This is a genomic window from Rhodanobacter sp. IGA1.0 (assembly GCF_040208325.1).
GTDB classification, from domain to species: Bacteria; Pseudomonadota; Gammaproteobacteria; order Xanthomonadales; family Rhodanobacteraceae; genus Rhodanobacter; species Rhodanobacter spathiphylli.
The window spans coordinates 1,596,903-1,623,576 of the sequence record NZ_CP157948.1 but is presented as its reverse complement, the minus strand read 5'-3'; the positions used below and the strand labels follow the sequence as shown (position 1 = coordinate 1,623,576).

Below are 26,674 nucleotides of genomic sequence, written 5' to 3'. Positions count from 1 at the left end.
TCCGCGGTTAGCCGCCTTTCTCCAGTCGCGCAATCATGGGTGCCCGGGCAGCCATGATCAGCGCTGCCGCGCGATCCTCGTCCATGCCTTCGATATCGATCAGGTCATCCACCGCCAGGTCGGCCAGGTCGTCGACCGTGGCCACTTCACGGGCGGCCAGCGCATAGGCGGTGGCCTCGTCCATGCCGTCCAGCGCCAGCAGCTCTTCGGAAGGCTGATGCTCTTCCACGCCCTCCTCCACCGCCAGTGCCTCGGTCAGCAGCGCATCGCGGGCGCGGGCGCGCAGTTCCTCGACGATGTCCTCGTCGAAGCCCTCGACCGCCAGCAGCTCGGCGCTGGGCACGTAGGCGATTTCCTCGATGCTGGAAAAACCTTCCTGCACCAGGATGACCGCGATTTCCTGGTCGACTTCGAGCTTGTCCATGAACAGGGTGCGTGCAGCCTCCTGCTCGGACTCGCTCTTGGCGGTGACCTGGTCCTGGGTCATCACGTTGAGCTGCCAGCCGGTCAGCTTGCTGGCCAGGCGCACGTTCTGGCCGCCACGGCCGATCGCCTGGGACAGCTTGTCCTCGGCCACCGCGATGTCCATCGAGTGCTTTTCCTCGTCCATGATGATGGACTGCACTTCGGCCGGCGCCATCGCGTTGATGACGAACTGCGCCTGGTTCTCGTGCCACAGGATGATGTCGACGCGCTCGCCGTTGAGGTCGTTCGACACCGCCTGCACGCGCGAACCGCGCATGCCGATGCAGGCGCCGATCGGATCGGTGCGGCTGTCGTGGGCCAGCACGGCGATCTTGGCGCGATCACCCGGATCGCGGGCGCAGCCCTTGATCTCCACCAGGCCCTGGCCGACTTCCGGCACTTCCAGCTTGAACAGCTCGATCATGAATTCCGGTGCCGCGCGCGACACGAACAGCTGCGGCCCGCGGGCTTCGGACTTCACTTCGTAGAGGTAGCCGCGCACGCGATCGCCGACGCGGGCCGATTCGCGGGGAATCGTCTTGTCGCGCGGGATGAACGCCTCGGCGTTGCTGCCCAGGTCGAGGTAGATGTTGCCGCGCTCGACGCGCTTGACGATGCCGGTGACCAGCTCGCCGACGCGATCGGCGAAGGCATCGACCACCTGCTGGCGTTCGGCCTCGCGCACGCGCTGCACGATCACCTGCTTGGCGGCCTGCGCCGCGATGCGGCCGAACTCGGCGTTCTCGACCTGCTGCTCGATGTATTCACCCACCTGGGCATCGGCGCGCTCGTCCAGCGCATCCATCAGGCGCAGCTGGTAGGACGGCGATTCCATCTCGCCGTCATCGGCGATGATTTCCCAGCGACGAAAGGTCTCGTACTCGCCGGTGTCGTGATTGATCGACACCCGAACATCAGGCTCCTCGTCGGGATAGCGCTTCTTCGCGGCCGAGGCCAGCGCGGCCTCCATCGCCTCGAAAATCACTTCTTCCGGCACGCCTTTTTCATTGGCGACCGCGTCGACGACCAGCAAAAGTTCTTTGCTCATTGCAGCTGCTCCATAGATGCCGACGGCACCCGAAGGTTAACTTTTGCGTTCATCCCTGAACGCCAGGATCAAAAAGCGGCCATCCATGACCGCACTCTCAATTTGTTTCCGACTGGCCTCAACCGGCCGGCTTCTTGCCGCCGCGCTTGGGCTGCGGCGCGTAACCCAGCGCCACCCAGTCCGGCACCACGCGCGCACTTTCCACCAGCGCGTGATCGAATTCGAATGTCTTGCCTTCGGCTTCCAGCACGATGTGCTCGCCTTCCACCGAAACCAGCTTGCCGCGCAACCGGCGACGCCCTTCCAGCGGCGCCTTCAGCAGCAACTTCACTTCCTGTCCGTCGACCCGCGCAAACTGTTCGGCGGTGAACAGCGGACGATCCAGACCCGGCGAGGACACTTCCAGCACGTAGTGGCCCGGAATCGGATCTTCCACGTCGAGCATGGCGGACAATTCACGGCTGGCGGATTCGCAATCCTCGATACCCACCTCGCGGCGTTCGCCATCGCCGGTCGTCTTGTCCAGCAGGTCCAGGTAGACGCGAAGGGTACTCTGCCCATGCGACGGATTGAACTCCACGCCAAGGCATTCCAGGCCCAGATCGGCCAGTACCCCGGTGAAGCGTTGTGCCAGTGCCTGTGTATCCATGATCGTCTTCCCGACTCGCTCCGTCAGAACGGCAGAAACAAAAAATGGGCTCCAACGGCCCATTTCCTTATCACGCCGATGTTCCTCCTCGTGCAGCTCTTTCCGGTGCGCTTGGCGGCAGAAGCCGCCAGGCACGACGCATCCGTGCGCCCAACAAAAAAGCCTCACGAGGAGGCTTTCTTGCATCAAGAAAGATCTGGTAGCGGGGGCAGGATTCGAACCTGCGACCTTCGGGTTATGAGCCCGACGAGCTGCCAGACTGCTCCACCCCGCATCAGAGTCCGAAGAGTTTACCGGGGTGGCCGGTTTCTTGCAAGCCTCAATCGTTCATCAATGGTATCCGTCGACGATTCAAAGACCGAACGCGCGACGGCACCATCCCAGCAGCGGGCCCCAGTACAGGCCCAGCGCCAGCAGCGACAGCGCATTGATCGACAGCACCACGCGCAGCGGCTTGTCCGCCTGTGCCTGCAACTGACTGCCTTCGGCCGGCTTGTCGAAGTACATCACCTTGACCACGTGCAGGTAGTAGTAGAGGCCGATGATCGCGAACACGACGCCGACGATCGCCAGCCACAGCATGTCCGCGTGGATCGCCGCTTCCAGCACCAGCACCTTGGCCCAGAAGCCGAACAGCGGCGGCACGCCGGCCAGCGAGAACATCGCCAGCAGCATCAGGAAGGCCATCCACGGCGACTTCTGGTTGAGGCCCTTCAGGTCGGCGATTTCCTCGCACTCGAACCCTGCCCGGCTCATCGCCAGCATCACGCCGAATGCGGCCACGCCCATCAGCGCATAGCAGATCGCGTAGAACATCGCCGCCGCATAGCCTTCCGGGCCGGCAGCCGCCAGGCCGAGCAGCAGGTAGCCCATGTGCGAGATGGTCGAGTACGCCAGCATGCGCTTGAGGTTGGTCTGCACGATGGCGACCAGGTTGCCGATCGCCAGCGACAGCACCGCCAGCACCGCCAGCATCAGCTGCCAGTGCTGCGACAGGTCGCCCATGCCGCCATCGAGCAGGCGCCAGGCCATGCCGAATGCGGCCAGCTTCGAACCCGAGGCGATGAAGGTGGTGACCGGCGTGGGCGCGCCCTGGTAGACGTCCGGAATCCACATGTGGAACGGCGCCGCACCCAGCTTGAAGCCGATGCCGACGATCATGAAGATCAGGCCGAACAGCAGCAGCGTCGGCGCCGTGGTGTAGCTCATCACGTTATGCAGCTGCGCCAGGTCCAGCGTCGGCGTACCGCCCATGCCGGAAGCGCCGTAGACCATCGACATGCCGTACAGCAGCATGCCCGAGGCCAGTGCACCCAGCACGAAATACTTGATCGCCGCTTCCGGTGGCAGCTTCGCGTCGCGGTTCAGCGCCACCAGCGCGTAGGACGACAACGACAGCAGCTCCAGTCCCAGGTAGATCGTGACCAGGTTGCCGGCCGAGACCAGCAGCATGATGCCGATCACCGCGAACAGCATCAGCGTGTAGAACTCGCCACCCAGCAGCTTGCGATCGATCAGGTACGGACGGGCGTAGACGAAAACCAGCGCCGTGGTGGCCAGCGCGAACACCTTGAGGGTCTCGGCCACGCCGTCGCGCAGGAACATGCCGCCGAAGGCGCTCCTCGCCTCCGTGGGCTGACCGGCGATCACCAAGTAGATCGCAACCAGCACCACGGCGATCGACAACCAGTGCAGCAGCGGGCGCTGCGCGGGCTTCATGAAGGCGTCCAGCAGCAACAGCAGGCACGCCGCTGCGACCAGGTAGAACTCCGGCAGCAGGATCAGGATGTCATTCAGTGTTGGCATGTTCGGTCCCGATCAAATCTTGTGAATGGCGAGTTGCTGCACCAGCTGCGCCACCGAGCCATCCATCAGGTGGACCAGCGGCTGCGGCCAGATGCCCAGCGCCAGCACGGCGGCGGCGAAGGACGCCAGCACGAAGGTTTCGCGGCCGCTGATTTCCTCCATCTCGGCCACGTGGGGGTTGGTGATCTCGCCCCACAGCACGCGCTTGACCAGCCACAGCGTGTAGCCCGCGCCGATGATCAGGGTGAAGGCGGCAAACAGCGCGATCCACGGATTGGCGCTGAAGCTGGCCAGGATCACCATGAACTCGCCGACGAAACCGCTGGTGCCAGGCAGGCCGCAGTTGGCCATGGCAAAGAGCACGTAGAAGAAGCCGAACCACGGCATCACGTTGATCACGCCGCCGTAATCCTTGATCGCCCGGGTATGCAGGCGGTCGTACATCACGCCGATGCAGGTGAACATCGCGCCGGAGACGAAGCCGTGCGAAATCATCTGGATCATCGCGCCCTGCATGCCGAGCAGCGCCATGTCGGTGTTGCCCTGCTCGTGCACCAGCGCGAACGCGATGAAGATGCCCAGCGTGACAAAGCCCATATGCGCCACGGACGAATACGCCACCAGCTTCTTCATGTCTTCCTGCACCAGCGCGACATAGCCGATGTAGACCACCGCGACCAGGCTCAGCACGATGATGATCCACGCGAAATGTGCGCCCGCATCCGACACGATCGGCAGGATGAAGCGCAGCATGCCGTACGTGCCGACCTTCAGCATCACCGCCGCCAGCACCACCGAGCCGCCGGTCGGCGCCTCGACGTGGGCGTCCGGCAGCCAGGTGTGCACCGGCACCATCGGCACCTTGATCGCGAACGCGATCAGGAATGCGAAGAAGATCCAGGCCTGTTCCCTGAACGTCAGCGGCAGCGCCGCCAGCGTGGCCAGGTCGAACGTGTGCGCCTTCTGGTACAGGTACAGCAGCGCGATCAGCATGAAGACCGAGCCGAAGAACGTGTAGATGAAGAACTTCAGCGTGGCATACACCCGGCGCGGACCGCCCCAGATGCCGATCAGGATGAACATCGGGATCAGGATGGCCTCGAACAGCGCATAGAACAGCAGCGCGTCGGTGGCGCAGAACACGCCGATCAGCAGGCCTTCCAGCATCAGCATCGCGGCCATGTACTGGTGCGGCTTGTCCTGGATGACTTCCCAGGCGCCCACGATCACCAGGATGCCGACGAAGGTCGTCATCACGATCAGCGCCACCGAGATGCCATCGACCGCCAGTCCGTAATGGACGCCCCACGAGGCGATCCACAGATGGCTTTCGACCAGCTGCATGGCATTGCCGGCGGGGTCGTACTGCACCAGCAGGAACAGGCTGACCACGAAGGTCAGCACCGCCACCAGCAGCGACAGCCAGCGGGCCAGGTTCGGACGGGCCGAGCCGGCAAGCAGCACCGGGATGGCGCCGATGACGGGAAGCCAGATCAACAGGCTGAGCAAATGATTGAACATGGATCTGTTTCCCTTATTGCCCGACCGGCACGGAGCCGATGAACCAGTACCCGCCAAGCAGCAGGATCAGGCCGAGAATCATCGCGAACGCGTAGTGATAGAGGTAACCCGACTGCAGCCGGCGCGTCGTGGCGGCTATGCGGTGCACCAGACCCACCGAGCCATTGACCATCGCGCCATCGATCACCGTCGTCTCGCCGGCCTTCCAGAACACCCGGCCCAGCATCACGCCACCGCGGGCGAACAGCGCGAAGTACACGTTGTCGACCCAGTACTTGCGGTCGAGCACCGTCCACAGCGGCTTCAGCGCGGACTTGATCCGACCGGCCAGCGCGGGATTGAACAGGTAGATGTAGGTGCAGGTCACGAACGCGATCACCACCAGCAGGAACGGCAGCTGGGTGAAGCCATGCAGGGCCATCGCCGTGGCGCCGTGGAACTCGTGGCCGAGTTCGGCCAGCACGTCGTTGGCCTCCTCCACGTGGATCGCGTTGCCGAACCAGTTGCCGAACAGCATCGGGCCGACCGTGAAGAAGCCCACCAGCAGCGACGGGATCGCCAGCAGCACCAGTGGCAGGGTCACCACCCACGGCGACTCCTTCGGCGCATGCGCCAGCACGCCCGGCTCGTGATGGCCATGATCGTCATGCCCGTCGTGGCCGTGGCCATGATGGTCGGCCACGGTGAAGCGCTCCTTGCCGTGGAAGGTCAGGTACATCTGGCGGAACGTGTACAGCCCCGTCACCAGTGCACCGGCCATCACGCAGAAGTAGGCGTAATGCGCGCCCCAGCGATGCGACTCGCCGACCGCCTCGATAATCGCGTCCTTGGAGTAGAAGCCCGAGGTGAACGGAATCGCCACCAGCGCCAGCGAACCGATCCACATGGTGATCCAGGTGATCGGCATGTACTTGCGCAGGCCGCCCATGTAGCGCATGTCCTGCTCGTGGTGCATCGCGATGATCACCGAGCCGGCGCCGAGGAACAGCAACGCCTTGAAGAACGCGTGGGTCATCAGGTGGAACACCGCGCCCGAATACATCGACACGCCCAGCGCCACCGTCATGTAGCCCAGCTGCGACAGCGTGGAGTACGCGATCACCCGCTTGATGTCGTTCTGCACGATGCCGATCAAGCCGGTGAACAGCGCCGTGGTCGCACCCATCACCAGCACGAAGCTCAACGCGGTCGAGGACAGCTCGAACAGCGGCGACATGCGCGCCACCATGAAGATGCCGGCGGTGACCATGGTCGCCGCGTGGATCAGCGCGGAGATCGGCGTCGGGCCTTCCATCGAATCGGGCAGCCACACGTGCAGCGGCACCTGGGCCGACTTGCCCATCGCGCCGACGAACAGGCAGATGCAGATCACCGTGGCGGCGTCCCACTGCGTGTGCGCGGTGATCTGCAGGGTCTTGCCGACCAGCCCCGGCGCCGCGTTGAACGCGGTGGCGTAATCCAGCGTGCCCAGGAAATAGAGCACCGCGGCGATGCCCAGCAGGAAGCCGAAGTCGCCCACGCGGTTGACCAGGAACGCCTTGAGGTTGGCGAAGATCGCGGTCGGCCGCTTGTACCAGAAGCCGATCAGCAGGTACGACACCAGGCCCACCGCTTCCCAGCCGAAGAACAGCTGCATGAAGTTGTTGCTCATGACCAGCATGAACATCGAGAAGGTGAACAGCGAGATGTAGCTGAAGAAGCGGGTGTAGCCCGGATCATCGCGCATGTAGCCGATGGTGTAGACATGCACCAGCAGCGACACGAAGCTCACCACCACCAGCATCATCGCGGTCAGGCGGTCGACCATGAAGCCGACGCTGGCGTTGAACGGACCGATCTGGAACCAGGTGTAGAGGTTCTGGTTGTACTCGGCCGCGCCGCCCAGGGTGAGCTGGTACAGGACGTAGAACGACAGCGCGCAGGACACCAGCAGACCCAGGATCGTCACGCTGTGCGAGCCGGTGCGGCCGATGAAGCGGGCGAAGAACCCGGCCAGCAGGCAGCCCACCAGCGGCGCCAGCGCAATCGTCAGCAGGATGGATGTTGAAAGCTGCATCGGATCAACCCTTCATGCTGTCGATGTCGGCGATATTGATCGTGCTGCGCGTACGGAACAGCAGCACCAGGATCGCCAGGCCGATGGCAGCTTCTGCCGCGGCCACGGTGAGGATGAAGAACACGAACACCTGCCCCGACACGTCGCCGAGGAAGCGCGAGAACGCCACGAAGTTCATGTTCACGGCAAGCAGCATCAACTCGATCGACATCAGCAGCACGATCACGTTCTTGCGGTTGATGAACAGGCCGGCGACGGCGATGCAGAACAGCACCGCGCCCAGCACGATGTAGTGCGCAAGCGTGATCATGGCTGCGGCTCCTGTGATTCGGTCGATTCGTCGGGACGGACAGCGGCCATCTTCACGATGCGCACGCGACGGTTCGGGTCCGCCTTGACCTGCTGGCTGGCCGACTCGTAGCGGGCGTCGCGACGCTCGCGCAGGGTCAGCGCCACGGCGGCCACGATACCCACGGTGAGGATCAACGCCGCAATCTCGAACGGCAGCAGGAAGCTCGTGTACAGCGCGCGGCCCAGCCAGGCGGTGTTGGACACGCCGGCGGCCACCGCCGGATCGGCGCCCATCACGTGCGCCTGCATCGCGCGCACGCCGATCAGGCCCAGCATTTCCGCCAGCATGATCGCGGCCACGAACAGGCCGATCGGCAGGAACTTCACGAAGCCCTCGCGCATTTTTTCCTGGTCGATGTCGAGCATCATCACCACGAACAGGAACAGCACCATCACGGCACCGACGTAGACCACGATCAGCGCCAGGGCGAGGAACTCGGCCTCCAGCAGCAGCCACAGGCAGGCGGCGCTGAAGAAGGTCAGCACCAGCGCCAGCACCGCGTGCACCGAGTTCTTCAGCGTGATCACCGACAGCGCGGCAGCCACGGTGACGAAGCCGAAGGCGTAGAAGCAGATGAGTTGAAGCAGTTGGGGATTCATCGTGGGCCTCAGCGGTACGCCGCGTCTTGTGCGCGGTCGGCGGCGATCTGCTGTTCGAAGCGGTCGCCGATGGCAAGCAGCTTCTGCTTGTCCACCACGTTCTCGCCGCGGTTCTCGAAGTGGTACTCGTGGATCGAGGTCTCGACGATCGAGTCCACCGGGCAGCTTTCCTCGCAGAAGCCGCAGAAGATGCACTTGAACAGGTCGATCTCGTAGCGGGTGGTGCGACGCTGGCCGTCGCTCTCGCGGGGCGCCGAGTCGATCGTGATCGCCAGCGCCGGGCACACCGCCTCGCACAGCTTGCAGGCAATGCAGCGCTCCTCGCCGTTCGCGTAACGGCGCAGCGCGTGCAGGCCGCGGAAGCGGTTCGACTTGGGGATGTGCTCCATCGGGTAGCGCATCGTGTACTTGGGCTTGAACATGTAGCGCATGGTCAGCGCCATGCCCTGCAGCAGCTCGATCAGCAGCAGGCTCTTGAAATAGGCGGAAATACGATTCATTGGATCCTCAGGCCCCCGTGCCGATGCTGACCAGGCCGTAGTACTTCATCAGGCCCGCCACGAAAACCCACGCGATGGCGATGGGAATGAAAACCTTCCAGCCCAGCCGCATGATCTGGTCATAGCGATAGCGCGGGAAGGTGGCGCGGAACCACAGGAACATGAAGGAGAACAGGAAGGCCTTGAGCAGCAGCCACGGGAAACCGCCCTGCCCGATGAAACCCCACGAGGCCGGGAACGGCGACAGCCAGCCGCCCATGAACAGGATCGCGGCGAGGAAGCTGACCAGGATCATGCTGGCGTATTCGGCCAGGAAGAACAGCGCGAACGCCGAGCCGGAGTACTCCACGTGGAAGCCAGCCACGATCTCCGACTCGCCCTCGGCCACGTCGAACGGGGCGCGGTTGGTCTCGGCCACGCCGGAGATGAAATAGATCACGAACACCGGCAGCAGCGGCAGCCAGAACCAGTCGAGGATGCCCTTGCTGCCGGCCTGCGCGTTGACGATCTCGGTGAGGTTCAGCGAACCGGCCAGCACCAGCACGCAGACCAGGCACAGGCCCATCGCCAGCTCATAGGAGATCACCTGCGCGGCCGAACGCATCGCGCCGAGCAACGCATAGCGTGAGTTGGACGCCCAGCCGGCGATGATGATGCCGTACACGCCCATCGAGGTCATCGCCAGCAGGTACAGCACGCCGGCGTTCGCGTTGGACAGCACCATCGAGCTGCTGAACGGCACCACCGCCCACACCGCCAGCGCGGGCACCAGCGCGATCATCGGCGCCATGTAGTAGAGGAAGCGGTTCGCCTTGGTCGGCAGGATCACTTCCTTGATCAGCAGCTTCACCACGTCGGCGAAGGCCTGCAGCACGCCGAACGGGCCGATCTTGTTCGGTCCCATGCGCACGTGCATCCAGCCGAGAACCTTGCGCTCCCAGTAGACGAACATCGCCACCGCGAGCACCAGCGGCAACACGATCGCCAGGATGTACAGGATCGGCACGACGAGCTGATGGATGAGTTGATCAAGCATCTGCTTAAGCCTTGCTCAGGGTGATGGGCGCGCCATACGGCGGCAGCGTGGCGGTGAGGTCATGCGCAGCCTCGATCCAGACCGCGCCATCGGGCACGGCGGCATCGATCACCAGCGGCAACGAGGCCTCGACCACACGTACGGTGTCGCCAGCGGCAAGACCCTGGCGGGTCGCCTCGGCGGCATTCATGCGCGCCGCCGGGGCACGATTGAGCGGATGCGCATTCAGCGCCGTGGCGCGACGCAGCACGGCATCCATGCGATAGATCGGCCAGGTCGCCAGACGGCTCAGGCCGCCCGTCGTGACGCGCGCCGCCAGACCCTGGCGTTCGGAGACCGCCCGCCCGGCGATACCTTCGCGCAGACCGGCAAGATCGTCGAACTCGAAACCGGCCAGTTGCAGCGCGCCGCCCAGCGCACGCAGCACCTTCCAGCCCGGCCGGGCCTCCCCCGGTGCCTTCGCGCCGGCGGCCACGCCCTGGGCCAGGCCGTCGACGTTGACCAGGGTGGCCTCGCTTTCCGGCAGCAAGGCGATCGGCAGGATCACGTCGGCCACCTCGCGCAGCGCCGGGCTGGCGTAGGCGCTGAACGCCACCACCTGCTCGGCCGCGCGCAAGGCGTTCAGGGCCGCCGCGCCATCAGCGAAATCGTGCGGCGGCTCGACGCCGTACAACACATAGCTCTTGCGCGGCTGCGCCAGCATCGCCTGCGCGTCCAGCCCGCCATTGCCCGGCACCACGCCGAGCCGGGCCAGGCCCACCGCATTGGCGCCCACCGGCAACTCGTCGTAGCCGGCGCCCGTGGCGTCGGCAATGAAACGGGCGATGGCACGCAACCAGGACGCCTGCGGATGGGTTACTGCCGCTTCACCCAGGATCACCACCGCCGGGCCCGACTTCAGCGCCGCGATCGTGTCGTTGCCGGCGTCATCGCCCGCTGCCGCAGCAATGGCGTCGGCCAGCGCCGCCGGCGCCGGGGCGCCCGCGGCAACTGCCGCCCTGGCCAGCGTCAGCAGGGCGTCGACCAGGGCCGACGGGGCAACGATCGCCTCACCAGCCAGCTTGTAATTGAAATCGAAACGCGCCGGATTGATCGCGTAGATCCTGGCGCCCTTCTTGCTCGCCTGGTGCACGCGGTGGTTCAGCAGCGGCATCTCGTGGCGCAGGTCCGAACCGACCAGCAACGCTGCGCGGATCTGGCCGACTTCCGCCACCGGCAAGCCGAACGGGCGCGCCACGGCGTTGTCGGCGAAATCAAGCTGACGCAGGCGATGATCGACGTGGGCGCTGCCCAGGCCGCGGGCCAGCCGCATCAGCAGATCGCCTTCCTCGTTCGAGCTGGCCGGATGAACCAGCATGCCCAGCTCGCTGCCCGGCGCCTTCTTCAGTGCCTCGCCGGCAAATTCCAGCGCCTCTTCCCAGCCAACCACCTGCCACTGGCCGTTGCGCTTGATCTCCGGCTTGCCGATGCGGTCGCCGGCATACATGCCCTGGTGGCTGTAGCGATCACGATCGGACAACCAGCATTCGTTGACCGCCTCGTTGTCGCGCGGCACGGTGCGCATGACTTCGCCGCGGCGCACGTGCAGCCACAGGTTGGAGCCGAGCGCGTCGTGATAGCCGATCGACGGCTTGGCGATCAGTTCCCAGGCACGCGCCTTGAACTGGAACGGCTTGTTGGTCAGCGCGCCAACCGGGCAGACATCGATGATGTTGCCGGAAAGTTCGGTCTCGATCGTCTTGCCGATATAGGTGCCGATCTGCAGGTCTTCGCTGCGATTCATGCCGCCCAGCTCGTACGTACCGGCAATCTCGCTGGTGAAACGCACGCAGCGGGTGCAGTGAATGCAGCGGGTCATCTCGGTGGCGACCAGCGGCCCGATGTTTTCATCGGCCACGGCGCGCTTGCGCTCAGTGAAGCGCGACACGCTGCGGCCATAGCCCAGCGCCACGTCCTGCAATTCGCACTCGCCACCCTGGTCGCAGACCGGGCAGTCCAGCGGATGGTTGATCAGCAGGAATTCCATCACGTCTTTCTGGAATTTCAGCGCCTTGTCCGAGCGCGTCATCACCTTCATGCCTTCGGCCACCGGGGTGGCGCACGCCGGCTGCGGCTTGGGCATCAGCTTGCCGCCCATCTCCACGTCGACCAGGCACATGCGGCAGTTGGCGGCGATCGGCAGCTTGCGGTGATAGCAGAAACGCGGGATCGAAACGCCGATCGCGTCGGCCGCCTCGATGATCATCGCGCCCTTGCGGATCTGCGTCGGCTTGCCGTCGACCTCGATGTTGATCAGGTCCGGCGCGGTGCCGGTCGGCTGCGCACTCATGCAGCAACTCCAGGGTTGGCTTGTGCAAGCTTGTCCTCGACCATCGAGCGACCGTGCTGCACGAAGTATTCGAATTCATTCCAGAAGCGGGCCAGGAAGCCCTGCACCGGCCACGCGGCGGCTTCGCCGAACGCGCAGATGGTGTGGCCCTCGATCTGGCCGGCGATCGCCTTCAGCCGATGGAGGTCCTCCTCGGTGCCCCTGCCCTCGACGATGCGGGTCAGCACCCGGTGCATCCAGCCGGTGCCCTCGCGGCACGGCGTGCACTGGCCGCACGACTCGGCCTTGTAGAAACGCGAGATGCGGTGGCAGACCCTGACCATGCAGGTGGTCTCGTCCATCACGATCACCGCGCCGGAGCCCAGGCCCGAACCGGCCTTCTGCAGGCAGTCGTAGTCCATCGTGCTGTCGAGCATGATCTCGGCCGGCAGCACCTTCATCGAGGAGCCGCCGGGGATCACCGCCTTGAGCTTGTGGCCGTTGCGCACGCCGCCGGCCATCGCCAGCAGCTCGGAGAACGGCGTGCCCAGGCGGATCTCGAAGTTGCCGGGGTTGTTGACGTGGCCGGAGACGGAAAAGATCTTCGGGCCGCCGTTGTTCGGCTTGCCGATATTGAGGAACCAGTCGGCGCCGTTGCGCAGGATCGCCGGCACCGAGGCGTAGGTCTCGGTGTTGTTGATCGTGGTCGGCTTGCCATACAGGCCGAAACCGGCCGGGAACGGCGGCTTGAAGCGCGGCTGGCCCTTCTTGCCTTCCAGCGATTCCATCAGCGCGGTTTCTTCACCGCAGATGTAGGCGCCCGCGCCGAGCGCGTTGTAGATGTCCACGTCGATGCCACTGCCCTGCACGTTCTTGCCGAGCAGGCCGGCAGCGTAGGCTTCCTTCAGCGCCTCCTCGATGTGCTCGTAGGGCTCGTGATGGAATTCGCCGCGCAGGTAGTTGTAGGCCACGGTGGAACCGGTGCAATAGCAGGCGATGGCCAGGCCCTCGATCACCGCATGCGGGTTGTAGCGCAGGATGTCGCGGTCCTTCGCCGTGCCCGGCTCGGATTCGTCCGAGTTGCACAGGATGTACTTCTGCATGTCGCCCTTGGGCATGAAGGACCACTTCAGGCCGGTCGGGAAGCCCGCGCCGCCACGGCCGCGCAGGCTGCTCTTCTTGATCTCGTCGACCAGCGAGGCCGGATCGGGCTTCTCGGCGAGGATCTTCTTCCACGCCTTGTAGCCATCGACCTTCTCGTAGCTTTCCATCGACCACGGCTTGTCGAAATGCAGCGTGGTGTAGACGACCTGGTGGTCCTGGGGTGCGGGTCCGACAGCCATCAGTGGTTCCCCTCGGCGTCGTGGCCGTGCGCAGGGCCATCCATGCTCAGGCCATCGAGGATCGCGTCGATCTTCTCGACGGTCAGGCGCTCATGGTAATGACCGTTCACCGTCATCGCCGGTGCGTAGACGCACGCCGCAATGCACTCTTCTTCCAGTTTCAGATAGATCCGGCCATCGGGCGTGCTTTCCCCCGCCTTGATGCCGAGCTTGGTCTCGCAGTGGCGCAGCAGGTCTTCCGCGCCGTTGAGCCAGCACGAGATGTTGGTGCAGATCGCCACGTTGTTGCGGCCGACCGGCCTGGTTTCCAGCATCGAGTAGAAGCTGGCCACCTCGTACGCCCAGATCGCCGGCAGCTCGAGATACTTGGCCACCGCGGTGATCAGCTCGTCGGTAAGGTAGCCATGGTTCTGCTCCTGCGCGCCAAACAGCGCCTGGATCAGCGCCGAGCGCTTGCGGTCGGGCGGGAACTTGGCCGCCCAGGCATCGATGTGCCGGCGGGTGTGTTCGGTGAGTACGGCGAACGGGTCGACGTTCCTGACCTGCTCGAAATGTCCGGTGGCTTTCATGGGTTTCTCCGTCGTGCCGGCTCAGCGATCCACTTCGCCGAACACGAGGTCATAGGTACCGATCATGGCCACCACGTCGGCGAGCATGTGGCCGCGCACGATGGTGTCCATGGATGACAGGTGGGCGAAGCCCGGTGCGCGCAGGTGCACGCGGAACGGCTTGTTGGCGCCGTCGGAAACCAGGTAGCAGCCGAACTCGCCTTTGGGCGCCTCGACCGCGCAGTAGGTTTCGCCGGCCGGCACGCAATAGCCTTCGGTGAACAGCTTGAAGTGATGGATCATGGCTTCCATGTCCTCCTTCATCTCGACCCGCGACGGCGGGGCGACCTTGAAGTTCTTCACCATCACCGGCCCGGGATTGGCCTTCAGCCACTGCACGCACTGCCGGATGATCCGGTTGGACTGGCGCATCTCTTCCACGCGCACCAGGTAACGGTCGTAGCAGTCGCCGTTGACGCCGACCGGGATGTCGAAGTCCATCTCGGCGTACTTCGCGTACGGCTGCTTCTTGCGCAGGTCCCACTCGACGCCCGAGCCGCGCAGCATCGCGCCGGTCATGCCCCATTGCTGGGCCAGCTCCGGACTGATCACCCCGATGCCGACGGTGCGCTGCTTCCAGATGCGGTTGGTGGTCAGCAGTTCCTCGTACTCGTCCACCTTGGACGGGAAGTCGGCGGTGAACGCCTCGAGGTAGTCGAGCATCGAACCTTCGCGCCAGCTGTTGATGCGCTTCAGGTCGGCGCCCTTGTGCCACGGCGACTCGCGGTACTTCGACATCTGTTCGGGCAGGTCGCGGTAGACGCCGCCGGGGCGATAGTACGTGGCGTGCATGCGCGCGCCCGACACCGCCTCGTACACGTCCATCAGTTCCTCGCGTTCGCGGAACGCGTACAGGATCACCGCCATCGCACCCAGGTCGAGCGCGTTCGAACCGATCCACATCAGGTGGTTCAGGATGCGGGTGATCTCGTCGAACATGGTGCGGATGTACTGCGCACGCTCCGGCGCCTCGATCCCCAGCAGGGTCTCGATCGAGCGCACGTAGGCATGCTCGTTGCACATCATCGACACGTAGTCGAGCCGGTCCATGTAGCCGATCGACTGGTTGAACGGCTTGGACTCGGCCAGCTTCTCGGTACCGCGATGCAGCAGGCCCACGTGCGGATCGGCGCGGACGATGGTCTCGCCGTCCATCTCCATGATCAGGCGCAGCACGCCGTGGGCGGCCGGATGCTGCGGGCCGAAATTCATCGTGTAGTTGCGGATCTCTTGCATGCTCAATTCTCCCGCCAGTGATCGGCGGCTTCGGCCTTGGCCTGCATCAGGTCGGCATCGTCGCGAATGGTGCGTGGAACCAGCACGCGGGGCTCGATCGACACCGGCTCGTAGATCACCCGCTTCTGCAGCGGGTCGTAGCGCACTTCGACGTTGCCGATCAGCGGGAAGTCCTTGCGGAACGGATGGCCGACGAAGCCATAGTCGGTGAGGATGCGGCGCAGGTCGGGATGGCCATCGAAGATGATGCCGTACAGGTCGAACGCCTCGCGCTCGAACCAATTCACGCCCGGCCACACCAGGGTCAGCGACGGCACCATCGGCAAGCTGTCGTCCGCGCAGAACACGCGCAGGCGCAGGCGCCGGTTGTGTTCGAGCGAGAGCAGCTGGATCACCGCGGCGAACCGGCGCGGCCGGTTTCCGCCATGGGGACGACCGGCCCAGTCGAAGCGCCCCTGGGCCTCGCCTTCCACGCCGCGCGAGAAGCCGGTGCCGGAGACGGTCTCGGTATCCCACTCGGTCTGGCCGTAGCCGAGATAGTCGATGCCGCACAGGTCGATCAGTTCGCTGAAGCGGAACGCCGGCTCGTCGCGCAGCGCGGTGGCCACGGCGATCAGGTCGGCCGCTGCGAGTTCCGCGACGGTTTCATTGCGGACCGTGCTGATGCTCAGCGTGTCGCCGAATCGCGCGATCAGCTGGGTGGCCAGCGAGGTCTTGGGGGTATCGGTCATGGCTGCGCCTTCGGAGTGTGCCATTCAGGAGCGCGCGATGGTGCTGGTGCGGCGGATCTTCTTCTGCAACTGCAGGATGCCGTGAATCAGCGCCTCGGCCGTGGGCGGGCAGCCCGGCACGTAGATGTCCACCGGCACGATGCGGTCGCAACCACGCACCACGGAATAGGAGTAGTGGTAATAGCCGCCGCCGTTCGCGCAGCTGCCCATCGAGATCACCCACTTCGGCTCGGGCATCTGGTCGTAGACCTTGCGCAGCGCCGGGGCCATCTTGTTGACCAGGGTGCCGGCCACGATCATCACGTCGGACTGGCGCGGGCTGGGGCGGAAGATCACGCCGTAGCGGTCCAGGTCCAGTCGCGACATGCCGGCGTGCATCATCTCCACCGCGCAGCAGGCCAGGCCGAAGGTCATCGGCCACATCGAGCCGGTACGCGCCCAGTTCATCAGCGCATCGATGCTGGTGGTGGCGAAACCGCGCTGCACCACCGGGTTGTCACCGGCCGGCAGCAGGATGTCGTCGACCAGGTTCAACGGCTCCGGGTTGTGCATCACCCGGCTGACGGAATCCATCACTCCCATTCGAGTGCTCCCTTCTTCCACACGTAGGCGAAACCGATGACCAGCAACAGCAGGAACAGGCCCATCTCGATCAGCGCGATCACGCCGAGCTGCTGGAAGACCACCGCCCATGGAAACAGGAAGGCGATTTCCAGATCGAAGATGATGAACAGGATGGCGAGCAGGTAGTAGCGCACGTCGAAGCGCATGCGGGCATCCTCGAACGCCTCGAAGCCGCACTCGTACGGCGCCAGCTTCTCCGCCTCGGGACGACGCGGGCCTGCCAGCAGGCCAATGGCCAGCAGCACCACGCCAAGGCCGGCAGCGACGCCGATGAACAACAGGACAGGCCAGTATTCGGCAAGCACGATGCAACTTACCTCCGCGCCGCTGGGCGCATCAGTGACCGTGGGTGTGATCGGGCAACTCACGGTCCGGCGATTTCGATTCGGCAGGCCGCTGAGGCCATGGGCTTTCGGCCCCGTCCGCAGGCGTTGCTGCCACGGACGTCCGACGTCTCGCGAAAAGAATTCGCGAATCCGGCCATTGTATCAGTGCGAAGGGGTACAACAAGCCTTGACGGGCAATCGCGTGCCGACTAACCGCACCACGGATGCCCGTCACAAGGCGCGGACGCGACGACGCGCGCGCATCACATCGTGTGCGTGGGGCGCTCGGAGTTGAGCGTGCCAGCCAGGATGTTCTCGATCCGGCTGCGGGCGGCTTCCGCATCGCCCGACTCGTTGAAGTGGATGCCGATGCCGGCGGTGCGATTGCCCTGGGCGCCGACCGGACTGACCCAGACCACCTTGCCGACCACCGAGATGCGCTCGGTTTCCTCCGCCAGGGTCACCAGCAGCACCACCTCGTCGCCCAGCGAATAGGACTGCGCGGTGGCGGCGAACAGGCCGCCGTGCTTGAGGAAGGGCATGTACGCGTTGTACAGCGACGCCGCATCCTTGATTTTCAGCGAGATGATGCCCTGCCGGGCGCCCATGGGTTTCATGCTTGGCTCCTGCCGGACATGTGACACGCCCGGTCGATGGGACGGATCTTAGAGGCTGTCAGCGACGCATACCACCGGGCGTCGTCACGCAATGCCCTGCTGGCTCGCCAGCAGCGACTGGCGCTCGTTCACCAGGCTGCCCCAGGAACCCGGCGGAACCCAGCCGGCGACCCAGCCCGGCACCTGCGCGGCCGGCATCGGCCGGGATATCCAGAAGCCCTGCAACTGATGGCAGCCGAGCGAGGCCAGCAGGTCGCCCTGGTCGGACGTTTCGACGCCCTCGGCGATCACCGCCTTGGCCAGCATGCGCGCCGTGGTGATCACCCCCGCGGCGATCGCCATGTTTCGGTCGTCGCTGATGATGTCGCGCACGAAGCTCTGGTCCAGCTTGATGTGTTCGATGTCGAGCTTCTGGATGTGGCTCAGCGAGGCGCTGCCGGTGCCGAAGTCGTCCAGGCCCACGCGGATGCCGCGGCGGCGGCACTCCTCGATCACTTCCTTGGCACGGGTGTGGTCCATGCTCGGCCCGGTCTCGGTCACCTCGATGCCGAAGCCCACGTCCATCACGTCGGGGTAGTTCTCCAGCACGGCGTCGATGTCGGTGAAGAAGGCCGGGTGCAGCAGGTGACGGGTGCTGATGTTGACCGACACCGGGATCGAAACGCCCGCGCGGATCCACGACTGGCAGCAGCGCAGCGCCTCTTCCAGCACGTAGCGGCCGATCGGGCGGGCCAGTTGCGGGTCGTCCAGCACGTGCATGAAATTGCCCGGCTCGACCAGCGGATCGCTGTCGCTTAGTCGCAGCAGGGCTTCCATGCCGGCCACGCCATGCAAGCCCGGCAGGCCGTCGATGTAGACGATCGGCTGGAACAGCAGCAGCAGCTGATCCTGCTGCAGGGCCTGCGCGATCCGCTCGCGCATCGCCTGCAGGCGGACCTGCTCGAGCTCCATCGCCGGCTCGTACAACATGCCGCGATCCTTGCCCTCGTCCTTGGCCTGGTACATCGCCAGGTCGGCATGCCGCACCAGTCCCTCGGCATCCGATTCGTCCAGCGGAAACAGGGTCCAGCCGATGCTGGCCGACAGGTACAGCTGCTCGCCCATCAGGTTGAACGGCGCGCGCAGCACCTGGAGAATGCAGCGGCTGATCACGTCGAGCTGCTCGCGGCTGTCCAGCCCCGGGATGACCAGGGCGAACTCGTCGCCGCCGAAGCGGGCCAGCACGTCCGCCTCGCGCAACATGCCCACGACCCGCGCCGAGGCCTCTGCCAGCACATGGTCACCGCCACCATGGCCGATCGTGTCGTTGACGCTCTTGAAGCGATCCAGGTCCAGCACGCCCACGGCAAGCAGGCTGCCTCGCGTGCTGGCGCGGGTACGAGCCTGTTCCAGCAACTCGAACAGCAGGCGACGGTTGGGCAAACCGGTCACCACGTCGTAGAAGGCCAGCCGCTCGACGCGTGCCTCGTGCATCTTCTGCCGGGTGATGTCGCGGTGATGCCAGAGGCGTCCACTGGCAACCTCGCCGACCCGCACCGGGGTGAAGTCGCGCAGGAAGATGCGCCCGTCGCCCATGGTCACTTCATCGCCCTTGACGGGCAGGTCCTGCTGCAGGACCTGGCTGATTCGCCGCTCGGCGGATGGCGGATCGGCATACGTTGAAAGCAGTCGTGCGTAGAGCCAGTCCGCCGCCCTGCCCTCCAGCTCGGCGGGTGATTCGGACAGGCCGAACAGGGTGCAGAAGGCCTCGTTGGCAAAGCCCACGCGATCGTCCTCGGACACCACCAGGATGCCGGCGTGCTGGTTGGACAGCACCGTGCGGAAATACTGCAGGCTGAAGCGCAGTTCCTGCTCCGCCGCCAGTCGCGCCGCCTGGGCGCGCTGCACCTGGATACCGAGCCCCAGCTCTACCGCCATCTCGGCGAAGGCCTGGATCTCGATGTCGCCGAAGGCATCCGCCGTGGCCGCGCCGACGACCAGGCAACCGGCGATCGCCCCGGCCACACGCAGCGGCAGGGCCAGCAGCGACTGCACGTCTGCACATCCGGACTGCGCCGTGCCCGGATGGCTCGACTGGGGCTGACCCAGTGCAAGCGCCCTGGCCACCATGGCGCCCGCAGGGGTCTGGTCGAGCGGGTTCGACTGGAGGTCCTGCAGCAGGCCGGCGTCCAGCCCTTCGTGCGCCTGCTGCACCAGGCGACCCGGATCACCGGTGTCGAGCAGGCCGATCCAGGCAGCGCTGTAGCCACCGATGGCACGCAGCACGCGACAGGCGCCGGACAACAGCGACGGTTCGCTTTCGCTGTGGGTGACCAGCTTGATCATCTCGCTGAGCAGGCGCAGCGCACGCCGCTGGCGCGCCTCGTCCTGCACCGAAAGCAGCAGGCGCGCGCGCTGCTCGTGCGCTTCGAGACCGAATCCGATGCTGATCGCCACCTGCTGCAACAGCTCGATCATCCGCGGCGAGAAATAATCGGCGTGCGCGGCGCGTATCACCAGCGCCGCGCAGACTTCGCCAAACTTCAGCACCGGCACGGCCAGCGCGGCACCCACCTCGTGCCTTGCGTAGGCAGGCCGGAACATCTGCAGGGGTTCGCTGTGGCGGACCTCGGCTTCCAGTTGCGGCTCGCCGCGCCAGAAGGCCGGTTGTGCCGCCGAAAACGGGATGCGCTCGGGATAGATGTCGGCCATCCCGGCAGCTACATCGGCAGGTGCGATGCGCTGCAGCCAGCCGCTGCGATGGTCCAGCTCGCCCACCATCACCAGCCGCGCGCCGATCCGGCGCTGCAGAACCTCGATCACCGCCTCGTACAGGACTGCCGGCTCCAGCGCACGCACCAGCAACTGCCCGATCTCGGACAACGCGGCGTGGAAACTCTCGCCCGAGGCGGCATCGGCTGCCACCTGCGTCAAGCCCTGCTCCGATATGTGCATTCGGATGTCCGCCGGATGGACCGGCTGCGATGACGTCTGCCCTTCCAGGCAGCTGCTGGAACCACTGGAATTGCCGTCACCGGATTGCGTGACCGGACGTGATGACGGGCCAGGCCACCGTCATCTTCCCCCTGCCTCAAGCTAGCCCGGTCAACCGGGGCGCGCAAGAGCCGTCCTGCACGGGCAGCCGGTCAGGAAAGTTCGCACCACCCCCAGTGATCGAAAATCCACGGCGTGGGCAAGGCCAGGGTCAGGCGCGCGAAAACCGGCGCCTCGCGTGCCACGGCGGAGGGCAGCAGGCGCCAGCTTCCGGCATCGTCGCGTTGCAGCGGGGCCTGTGCCCAGCGCCAGCGTTCCACCCCCGCGGCACTGACCACGCTGAGCCGCAGCCACGGGTTCAGCCAGGCCGGCGGCCGCCAGGGCAAGGCCGCCAGCGGCGGGGCTGGCCAGGCCCAGCATTCCGGTCGGCCGGCCAGGTGCCGCATGCGCGTGCCGCTGAGTGCCATCTGGCTGCAGTGTGCCTCCAGCGCAGCGAGCTTGCGGGCCACCTGCAAGGTGCTGCCGGCCACTTCGAAAGAGTCGTCACCACGATCCCCATGCACCAGGTAGCCCAGCAGGGGCGGCGGGGCGGACCGTCCGGCCAGGGCCAGGCGCACCAGCACGTGCGCCGAGCCGTGATCGGGATGATGGTCGGACAGCGCCGGCGCCAGCACCAGGCTGGGGCCAAACGCATCGATGGCCGCCGCCAGCGTCGCCACGGCAGCTCGGGGCGACTGCAACAGCAGCTCGGTCAGCCCCATGTCGGGCCAGTCCAGCGGCTGCAGGCTCGAATCATCCAGGCCAAGCTGCTGCAACGCCTGCAACATCTCGCCGCGACGGCGCTGGCCCCAGCGCCTGCGATCGTCGGCGCCGATGCGGATGCGTCGCTCCAGCCAGCGCTGCGGCCAGGGATTGTTGTCGCCGGCCGTCAGCAGCAGGATGCGCACCTCGCCACCCGCCGCACGTACCCGCTGGATCAGCAGGCCGGTGGCGATGGTCTCGTCATCCGGATGCGGCGCGACCACCAGCAACCGGGTCCGTGCGGACAACTCCGGCAAGCCATCCATCGCCGCCGACGTCAGCAAGATGCCGCCAGCCGGGGTCATCGCCACTGCGCGAGCAGTTCGAGCAGCAACAGGTCGCCACGCAGCGGCCCGCGCAGGGTCTCGCGAGTACGATTGACCGCGTCATACCAGTGCGCCAGCGCCTCGACATCCATGGCGCTGGCCAACGGCGCGGCGCTGGCTGATGAACGCGCACGGATCTCGTCCGCGGTGGCCTGGGCGGCGAACCACAGCCGCTGTGCCGGCTCGTTGTCCAGCCAGCGCTTGACGACCTCGATCGGCTGTCCCCGACCGGCGGCCAGCGCCGCCAGGTCCTTGCGCACTTCCTGCCGGCGCTCCAGTGCGCCCTCGCCGGCCCAGGCCCGGGCCAGGCCGGGATTGCCCGCAGCCGCCGCCAGCGCCTCCGCGGGATGGCGCACGCCTTCGTCCTGCAGCCAGGCCAGCGCGTCGGCTTCAGCCGGAAGCTGGAACTCGACTCGCTGGCAACGGCTGCGAATGGTCTGCGGCAGGCGCCAGGGCGCATCGGCCAGCAGGATCAGCATGGTCTGCGCGGCCGGCTCCTCCAGCGTCTTCAGCAGCGCATTGGCGGCAGCCGCGTTCATCGCGTCGGCAGGGTCGATGATCGCCACCTGCCAGCCGCCGAACTGGCTGTTCATCGCCAGCCGCGCGGACAGTTCGCGGATCTGGTCGACCACGATCTCGCTGCGCTGCACGCCATCCTTGCGCAGCCCGAAACTCAAGGTGACCAGGTCCGGATGGGAACCGGCGGCGATCAGCAGGCAGCTGCGGCAATGACCGCAGGGCTCGCCGTCCACCGGCTCGCTGCACAGCAGCCCCTGTATGAAATGCTGGACGAACGCGCGCTTGCCCAGCCCGGCAGCACCACAAACCAGCAGCGCATGCGCCAGCGCCCCGCGCTGGCGACTTGCCTGCAGCCGCGCCCAGTGCGGAAGCTGCCAGGGCAGCACGCTCATGGCCGCGCCCCGGCCAGCAGATCTTCCAGTGCCATCGTGGCGGCAGCCAGCACCTGGGCCGGCGACTGGCCGGCGTCGAGCGTCCGGAAACGTTCCGGCTCGGCGGCAGCACGCTCGCGATAACGGGCACGCACGCGTTCGAAGAACGCATCGGCCTCGACCTCGATGCGGTCGGCGTCGCCGCGACCGGCAGCGCGGGCCCGCCCGGTAGCCACCGGCAGGTCGAGCAGCAGGGTCAGGTCAGGCTGCACGCCCATGCAGGCCCAGCGTTCCAGCTCTGCGATGCGTTCGGTCGGCTGGCCGCGACCGCCACCCTGGTAGGCATGGCTGGCATCGGCGTAGCGGTCACACAGCACCCAGCGCCCCGCCGCCAGGGCCGGCTCGATCACCTCGCGCACCAGTTGCGCACGCGCGGCGAACATCAGCAGCAGTTCGGTTTCCGCGGCCATGCCGCGCTGGACCGGATCGAGTACGATCGCGCGCACGGCTTCGCCCACGGCGGTTCCGCCGGGTTCGCGCGTCTGCACCAGCGACACGCCGCATCGTTCGAGGTGTTCGCGCAGGCCGGCCAGCAAGGTGCTCTTGCCCGCACCCTCGCCGCCTTCGAGGCTGATGAACTTTCCTCGCGCGGTCATCGGCAACGCTTCCGCTGGTAGCAGTCGACATGGCGATTGTGTTCTTCCAGGGTGCGCGCAAACACGTGGCCGCCATCGCCACGCGCCACGAAATACAGCGCATCGCCGGCGGCCGGATGCAGGGCCGCGACCAGCGCGGGCCTGCCGGGCAAGGCGATCGGTGTCGGCGGCAGGCCGGCCCGGGTATAGGTGTTGAACGGCGTGTCGGTGGTCAGGTCGCTCTTGCGGATATTGCCGGCATAGTTCGCACCCATGCCGTAGATCACGCTGGGGTCGGTCTGCAGCAGCATGTGGTTCTGCAGCCGTCGCACGAACACCCCGGCGATCTGCGCCCGCTCGACGGGAAGGCCGGTTTCCTTCTCCACGATCGAGGCCAGGATCAGCGCCTCGTACGGCGTGGCCAGCGGCAGGTCCGGCGCGCGGCCCGGCCACAGCTCATCCAGCGTCTTCACCATCGCAGCGTGCGCACGGCGCAGGATGTCCAGGTCGCTGTCACCCTTCACATAGGCGTAGGTCTCGGGCAGGAAACGCCCTTCCGGCGCCTCGCCGCCCGCACCGATCTTCTGCATCACGGCGGCGTCATCCAGGTTGGCGCTGTCGTGCTGCAGCTTCTCCGCCCTGGCCAGCGCCTGGCGCAGTTCGGCGAAGGTCCAGCCGTCGACGATGGTGAAATTGCGCTGCAGCACCCGGCCTGCCGCCATGTTGGCCAGCAGCTGGCGCGGCGTGATGCCCGGCTCGAGGGCGTACTCGCCGGCATGCAGCTTGCCGGCCACCCGCATCTGCGCCGCCAGTGCCCGCCAGTACAGCGGGTTGGCCGTGCTCAGGTCCTGCCGGCGCAGGTCGGCGACGATGTCCCTGAAGCTGCTGCCCCGGGCCACTTCTATGCTGCCACCGCCGGCCGCCACGTTCAGCGGCGTCGAATTGAACCGCGTATAGGCATTGCCGAGATAGAACACGGCAACGGCTGCGGCCAGCAGCAGGAGCACCAGCAGCTTGAGCCATGCGCGACCGCGCATCCGTTTGTCACTCATCCAGCCTGCTCCATCGTGAAACCCAGATCCTGCCAATGCTGCTGCAACCGGCGCGTGAGTGCACCGGGCCGATGGTCGCGCCCATCGAGCGAACGCACCGGCACGATGCCGCGCACGCTCGAACTGAGGAACAACTCGTCCGCCGCGTGCAGCATCGCCAGCGTCATCTCACCCACTCGCGCCTCCGAGCAGCACGCCAGCACCTCGGCTCGCGCCACCCCGGCCACGCCGCAGCGGTCCAGCGATGGCGTCAGCAACTGACCATCGATCACCGCAAACAGATTGGCCATGGTCGCCGAAATCACCCGCTCGTGGCTATCCAGCAGGACGCCTTCGGCGATCGCCGGATCATCCCACTCGGCCCGCGCCATGACCTGCTCCAGCCGGTTCAGATGCTTGATGCCGGTCAACAGGGGCTGTTCCGCCAGGCGGATCGTGCAGACGCGCATGCACACGCCTTCCGAATACACGTTCGGGTCCACTTGCGGTGGTGCGAATGCAGCCACCACGCGGGTGGGTCGCACGTGGACCGGCAGCGCGTAGCCGCGCTCACCCTGGCCGCGGCTGAGCGTGATGCGGACCACCGAGTGCGGCATGCCTTCGCTGACCTGCAACGCCTCGCGCCAAAGTTGCTGCGGGTCGGCCGCGGGAATCCGCAGGCGCGCGCAGCCATCGGCCAGTCGTTGCATGTGACGCGACCACAGGGGCGCGACGCCGCCGACCAGGCGAATGCTTTCAAACAGGCCGTCACCGTAGGCCAGGCCACGATCCAGCACCGAAACCTGCTGCGCCGCTTCACCGTCGACCAGGATGCGCGCGGGCATCAGTCCGGCACTCCCAGTGCGCGCAGCAGCCCGCGCGCCTTGGCGCGGGTTTCCGCCAGCTCGCTGGCCGCCACCGAATCGGCCACGATGCCGGCGCCGGCGCGCAGGCTCACTTCGTTGCCCAGCAGGGTCAGCGTGCGGATCAGGATGTTCAAGTCGAGGTCACCGTTGCGATCGAGATAACCCAGCGCGCCGGTATAGGCGCCGCGTGGCGCGTCTTCCAGCGCCGCGATGATTTCCATGCAGCGCACCTTGGGACAACCGGTGATGGTGCCGCCCGGGAAAGTGGCGGCGATCACCTCGCCGGGCGTCACCTCGCTGCGCAGTCGCCCGCGTACATTGGAGACGATGTGGTGAACGTGGGCGTAACTCTCCACCACCATCAGCTCGTCGACCGCGACCGTGCCCGGCACGCAGACCCGACCCAGGTCGTTGCGCTCCAGGTCGATCAGCATCACATGCTCGGCGCGCTCCTTCGGATGCGCGCTGAGCTCGCGGATGCGCGCCGCATCGTCGTCACCGGCCACGCGCGGGCGGGTGCCTGCGATCGGCCGGGTCTGCGCCACGCCGCCGCGCACTTCGACCAGGCGCTCCGGCGACGAGCTGACCACCGCCCAGCCCGGTTGCTGCAGCAGGCCGGCGAACGGCGCCGGGTTGGCACGGCGCAACACCGCGTAGAGCGAGGCCGCGGTGGGCGGCGGCGCGTAACGGGCACGCCATGCCCGCGACAGGTTCACCTGGAAGATGTCACCGGCCTGGAGATGCTCGTGGATGCGCGCCACGCCGTCGAGGAAGTGTTCCGGCGCGTCTTCTTCCCAGCCGCACGGCGCGGCCAGCGGCGGGACCGCGGGTTCCGCGCCAAGATCCGCTTCGAGCCGGTCGAGAAGATCCTCCTGCCCCGCCTCGGCGACCAGGATCGTGCAGTCACGTGCATGGTCGACGATCACCGCCGCCGGGCAGCGCAGCGCCAGCGCCAGGGGCAGTTCGGCGGGCGGGCGCAGGCGCAGTCCCGGCTCGATCTCGCCGGCCAGCTCATAGGCCAGCAGCAGCACCCAGCCGCCGTGGAACGGCAGGTCGTCGCCTGCGGGCGGCAGGCGGGCCGCGCGCCACGCCTCATCCAGCGCGTCGAGGAAGCGCCCTTCCCGCGGCTGTCCGTCGTGGTCGCGCAGGCTCCCGTCCGCGTGCAGGCTCAGCGAGTCTTCGGGAAACCCGAACAGGATGTCGTAGCGCGACTGCGCGGTGCCATGCACCACGCTTTCCAGCAGGCAGGGATAGCGCGCGGGAAATGAAGCGGCCGGCGCGAGCAGGTCGCGCCGGCCGGGCAGGATGCGGCGATGGCAGGTCACGC

At 66.3% G+C, this 26,674-nt stretch carries 24 protein-coding genes and 1 tRNA gene; all 25 read right to left on the bottom strand.

Going from position 1 to position 26,674, the window contains the following annotated elements; all coding sequences use genetic code 11:
• Positions 1 to 7: 7 nt before the first annotated feature.
• The 25 genes from nusA to ABNK63_RS07215 all read right to left on the bottom strand — a co-directional run bounded on the left by nusA (position 8) and on the right by ABNK63_RS07215 (position 26,672).
• Positions 8 to 1,513, bottom strand: coding sequence for a transcription termination factor NusA (gene nusA / locus ABNK63_RS07335; protein ID WP_350017058.1), 1,506 nt, complete (start codon positions 1,511 to 1,513; stop codon positions 8 to 10).
• 118 nt (positions 1,514 to 1,631) lie between these two features.
• The gene (gene rimP, locus ABNK63_RS07330) at positions 1,632 to 2,162 is read right to left on the bottom strand and encodes a ribosome maturation factor RimP (RefSeq protein ID WP_007805221.1); all 531 of its coding nucleotides are present in this window, start codon (positions 2,160 to 2,162) and stop codon (positions 1,632 to 1,634) included.
• Positions 2,163 to 2,359: 197 nt separating this feature from the next.
• Positions 2,360 to 2,436: transfer RNA gene (locus ABNK63_RS07325), tRNA-Met, on the bottom strand.
• Positions 2,437 to 2,513: 77 nt separating this feature from the next.
• Positions 2,514 to 3,968: an NADH-quinone oxidoreductase subunit NuoN gene (gene nuoN / locus ABNK63_RS07320; RefSeq protein ID WP_007805220.1), complete on the bottom strand. Its 1,455-nt coding sequence runs from the start codon at positions 3,966 to 3,968 to the stop codon at positions 2,514 to 2,516.
• Positions 3,969 to 3,980: 12 nt separating this feature from the next.
• Complete coding sequence (locus ABNK63_RS07315) at positions 3,981 to 5,489, bottom strand: NADH-quinone oxidoreductase subunit M (protein ID WP_350017057.1); 1,509 nt, start codon at positions 5,487 to 5,489, stop codon at positions 3,981 to 3,983.
• A 13-nt stretch (positions 5,490 to 5,502) separates the two neighbouring features.
• Positions 5,503 to 7,545: an NADH-quinone oxidoreductase subunit L gene (gene nuoL / locus ABNK63_RS07310; protein WP_350017056.1), complete on the bottom strand. Its 2,043-nt coding sequence runs from the start codon at positions 7,543 to 7,545 to the stop codon at positions 5,503 to 5,505.
• A 4-nt stretch (positions 7,546 to 7,549) separates the two neighbouring features.
• Positions 7,550 to 7,855: an NADH-quinone oxidoreductase subunit NuoK gene (gene nuoK, locus ABNK63_RS07305; RefSeq protein ID WP_007805214.1), complete on the bottom strand. Its 306-nt coding sequence runs from the start codon at positions 7,853 to 7,855 to the stop codon at positions 7,550 to 7,552.
• Complete coding sequence (locus ABNK63_RS07300; protein ID WP_350017055.1) at positions 7,852 to 8,496, bottom strand: NADH-quinone oxidoreductase subunit J; 645 nt, start codon at positions 8,494 to 8,496, stop codon at positions 7,852 to 7,854. The genes nuoK and ABNK63_RS07300 overlap by 4 nt, the downstream gene beginning before the upstream one ends.
• An 8-nt stretch (positions 8,497 to 8,504) precedes the next feature.
• Positions 8,505 to 8,996 (bottom strand): NADH-quinone oxidoreductase subunit NuoI, encoded by a 492-nt coding sequence (gene nuoI, locus ABNK63_RS07295; protein WP_007805211.1) that lies wholly within the window; start codon positions 8,994 to 8,996, stop codon positions 8,505 to 8,507.
• Positions 8,997 to 9,003: 7 nt separating this feature from the next.
• Entirely contained in the window at positions 9,004 to 10,032 is a 1,029-nt protein-coding gene (nuoH, locus tag ABNK63_RS07290; protein ID WP_007805210.1) for an NADH-quinone oxidoreductase subunit NuoH, read from the bottom strand.
• Positions 10,033 to 10,036: 4 nt separating this feature from the next.
• On the bottom strand, positions 10,037 to 12,361 hold the full coding sequence (nuoG, locus tag ABNK63_RS07285) for an NADH-quinone oxidoreductase subunit NuoG (protein WP_350017054.1): 2,325 nt from the start codon (positions 12,359 to 12,361) through the stop codon (positions 10,037 to 10,039).
• The gene (nuoF, locus tag ABNK63_RS07280; RefSeq protein WP_007805208.1) at positions 12,358 to 13,683 is read right to left on the bottom strand and encodes an NADH-quinone oxidoreductase subunit NuoF; all 1,326 of its coding nucleotides are present in this window, start codon (positions 13,681 to 13,683) and stop codon (positions 12,358 to 12,360) included. The genes nuoG and nuoF overlap by 4 nt, the downstream gene beginning before the upstream one ends.
• Complete coding sequence (nuoE, locus tag ABNK63_RS07275) at positions 13,683 to 14,252, bottom strand: NADH-quinone oxidoreductase subunit NuoE (RefSeq protein WP_007805207.1); 570 nt, start codon at positions 14,250 to 14,252, stop codon at positions 13,683 to 13,685. The genes nuoF and nuoE overlap by 1 nt, the downstream gene beginning before the upstream one ends.
• Before the next feature lie 21 nt (positions 14,253 to 14,273).
• On the bottom strand, positions 14,274 to 15,527 hold the full coding sequence (locus ABNK63_RS07270) for an NADH-quinone oxidoreductase subunit D (RefSeq protein WP_007805206.1): 1,254 nt from the start codon (positions 15,525 to 15,527) through the stop codon (positions 14,274 to 14,276).
• A gap of 2 nt (positions 15,528 to 15,529) precedes the next feature.
• Positions 15,530 to 16,258 (bottom strand): NADH-quinone oxidoreductase subunit C, encoded by a 729-nt coding sequence (locus ABNK63_RS07265; RefSeq protein ID WP_350017053.1) that lies wholly within the window; start codon positions 16,256 to 16,258, stop codon positions 15,530 to 15,532.
• Between the two features lie 24 nt (positions 16,259 to 16,282).
• Positions 16,283 to 16,840 (bottom strand): NADH-quinone oxidoreductase subunit B, encoded by a 558-nt coding sequence (locus ABNK63_RS07260; RefSeq protein ID WP_007805204.1) that lies wholly within the window; start codon positions 16,838 to 16,840, stop codon positions 16,283 to 16,285.
• A complete protein-coding gene (locus ABNK63_RS07255) occupies positions 16,831 to 17,187 on the bottom strand; it encodes an NADH-quinone oxidoreductase subunit A (RefSeq protein WP_007805203.1) in 357 nt (118 codons plus the stop codon). Before ABNK63_RS07255 ends, ABNK63_RS07260 begins: the two co-directional genes overlap by 10 nt.
• Before the next feature lie 284 nt (positions 17,188 to 17,471).
• Positions 17,472 to 17,825 carry a PilZ domain-containing protein gene (locus ABNK63_RS07250; protein ID WP_007805201.1) on the bottom strand — a complete coding sequence of 118 codons (354 nt, stop codon included), beginning with the start codon at positions 17,823 to 17,825 and terminating at the stop codon, positions 17,472 to 17,474.
• A gap of 84 nt (positions 17,826 to 17,909) precedes the next feature.
• Complete coding sequence (locus ABNK63_RS07245; protein WP_350017195.1) at positions 17,910 to 20,729, bottom strand: EAL domain-containing protein; 2,820 nt, start codon at positions 20,727 to 20,729, stop codon at positions 17,910 to 17,912.
• A 221-nt stretch (positions 20,730 to 20,950) separates the two neighbouring features.
• A complete protein-coding gene (locus ABNK63_RS07240; RefSeq protein WP_350017052.1) occupies positions 20,951 to 21,904 on the bottom strand; it encodes a PIG-L family deacetylase in 954 nt (317 codons plus the stop codon).
• The gene (gene holB / locus ABNK63_RS07235; RefSeq protein ID WP_350017051.1) at positions 21,901 to 22,836 is read right to left on the bottom strand and encodes a DNA polymerase III subunit delta'; all 936 of its coding nucleotides are present in this window, start codon (positions 22,834 to 22,836) and stop codon (positions 21,901 to 21,903) included. Before holB ends, ABNK63_RS07240 begins: the two co-directional genes overlap by 4 nt.
• Positions 22,833 to 23,471, bottom strand: a complete 639-nt coding sequence (gene tmk / locus ABNK63_RS07230) for a dTMP kinase (protein ID WP_350017050.1) — start codon at positions 23,469 to 23,471, stop codon at positions 22,833 to 22,835. The genes holB and tmk overlap by 4 nt, the downstream gene beginning before the upstream one ends.
• Positions 23,468 to 24,502, bottom strand: a complete 1,035-nt coding sequence (mltG, locus tag ABNK63_RS07225) for an endolytic transglycosylase MltG (protein ID WP_350017049.1) — start codon at positions 24,500 to 24,502, stop codon at positions 23,468 to 23,470. The genes tmk and mltG overlap by 4 nt, the downstream gene beginning before the upstream one ends.
• Positions 24,499 to 25,326 carry an aminodeoxychorismate lyase gene (pabC, locus tag ABNK63_RS07220; protein WP_350017048.1) on the bottom strand — a complete coding sequence of 276 codons (828 nt, stop codon included), beginning with the start codon at positions 25,324 to 25,326 and terminating at the stop codon, positions 24,499 to 24,501. Before pabC ends, mltG begins: the two co-directional genes overlap by 4 nt.
• A complete protein-coding gene (locus tag ABNK63_RS07215; protein WP_007805188.1) occupies positions 25,326 to 26,672 on the bottom strand; it encodes an aminodeoxychorismate synthase component I in 1,347 nt (448 codons plus the stop codon). Before ABNK63_RS07215 ends, pabC begins: the two co-directional genes overlap by 1 nt.
• Between the last annotated feature and the right edge of the window lie 2 nt (positions 26,673 to 26,674).

What these genes read in the sequence shown, in the direction of transcription:
- nusA (WP_350017058.1), bottom strand. Translation starts at nt 1,513, where the DNA reads ATGAGCAAAGAACTTTTGCTGGTCGTCGACGCGGTCGCCAATGAAAAA.
- rimP (WP_007805221.1), bottom strand. Translation starts at nt 2,162, where the DNA reads ATGGATACACAGGCACTGGCACAACGCTTCACCGGGGTACTGGCCGAT.
- nuoN (WP_007805220.1), bottom strand. Translation starts at nt 3,968, where the DNA reads ATGCCAACACTGAATGACATCCTGATCCTGCTGCCGGAGTTCTACCTG.
- ABNK63_RS07315 (WP_350017057.1), bottom strand. Translation starts at nt 5,489, where the DNA reads ATGTTCAATCATTTGCTCAGCCTGTTGATCTGGCTTCCCGTCATCGGC.
- nuoL (WP_350017056.1), bottom strand. Translation starts at nt 7,545, where the DNA reads ATGCAGCTTTCAACATCCATCCTGCTGACGATTGCGCTGGCGCCGCTG.
- nuoK (WP_007805214.1), bottom strand. Translation starts at nt 7,855, where the DNA reads ATGATCACGCTTGCGCACTACATCGTGCTGGGCGCGGTGCTGTTCTGC.
- ABNK63_RS07300 (WP_350017055.1), bottom strand. Translation starts at nt 8,496, where the DNA reads ATGAATCCCCAACTGCTTCAACTCATCTGCTTCTACGCCTTCGGCTTC.
- nuoI (WP_007805211.1), bottom strand. Translation starts at nt 8,996, where the DNA reads ATGAATCGTATTTCCGCCTATTTCAAGAGCCTGCTGCTGATCGAGCTG.
- nuoH (WP_007805210.1), bottom strand. Translation starts at nt 10,032, where the DNA reads ATGCTTGATCAACTCATCCATCAGCTCGTCGTGCCGATCCTGTACATC.
- nuoG (WP_350017054.1), bottom strand. Translation starts at nt 12,361, where the DNA reads ATGAGTGCGCAGCCGACCGGCACCGCGCCGGACCTGATCAACATCGAG.
- nuoF (WP_007805208.1), bottom strand. Translation starts at nt 13,683, where the DNA reads ATGGCTGTCGGACCCGCACCCCAGGACCACCAGGTCGTCTACACCACG.
- nuoE (WP_007805207.1), bottom strand. Translation starts at nt 14,252, where the DNA reads ATGAAAGCCACCGGACATTTCGAGCAGGTCAGGAACGTCGACCCGTTC.
- ABNK63_RS07270 (WP_007805206.1), bottom strand. Translation starts at nt 15,527, where the DNA reads ATGCAAGAGATCCGCAACTACACGATGAATTTCGGCCCGCAGCATCCG.
- ABNK63_RS07265 (WP_350017053.1), bottom strand. Translation starts at nt 16,258, where the DNA reads ATGACCGATACCCCCAAGACCTCGCTGGCCACCCAGCTGATCGCGCGA.
- ABNK63_RS07260 (WP_007805204.1), bottom strand. Translation starts at nt 16,840, where the DNA reads ATGGGAGTGATGGATTCCGTCAGCCGGGTGATGCACAACCCGGAGCCG.
- ABNK63_RS07250 (WP_007805201.1), bottom strand. Translation starts at nt 17,825, where the DNA reads ATGAAACCCATGGGCGCCCGGCAGGGCATCATCTCGCTGAAAATCAAG.
- ABNK63_RS07240 (WP_350017052.1), bottom strand. Translation starts at nt 21,904, where the DNA reads ATGACCCCGGCTGGCGGCATCTTGCTGACGTCGGCGGCGATGGATGGC.
- holB (WP_350017051.1), bottom strand. Translation starts at nt 22,836, where the DNA reads ATGAGCGTGCTGCCCTGGCAGCTTCCGCACTGGGCGCGGCTGCAGGCA.
- tmk (WP_350017050.1), bottom strand. Translation starts at nt 23,471, where the DNA reads ATGACCGCGCGAGGAAAGTTCATCAGCCTCGAAGGCGGCGAGGGTGCG.
- mltG (WP_350017049.1), bottom strand. Translation starts at nt 24,502, where the DNA reads ATGAGTGACAAACGGATGCGCGGTCGCGCATGGCTCAAGCTGCTGGTG.
- pabC (WP_350017048.1), bottom strand. Translation starts at nt 25,326, where the DNA reads ATGCCCGCGCGCATCCTGGTCGACGGTGAAGCGGCGCAGCAGGTTTCG.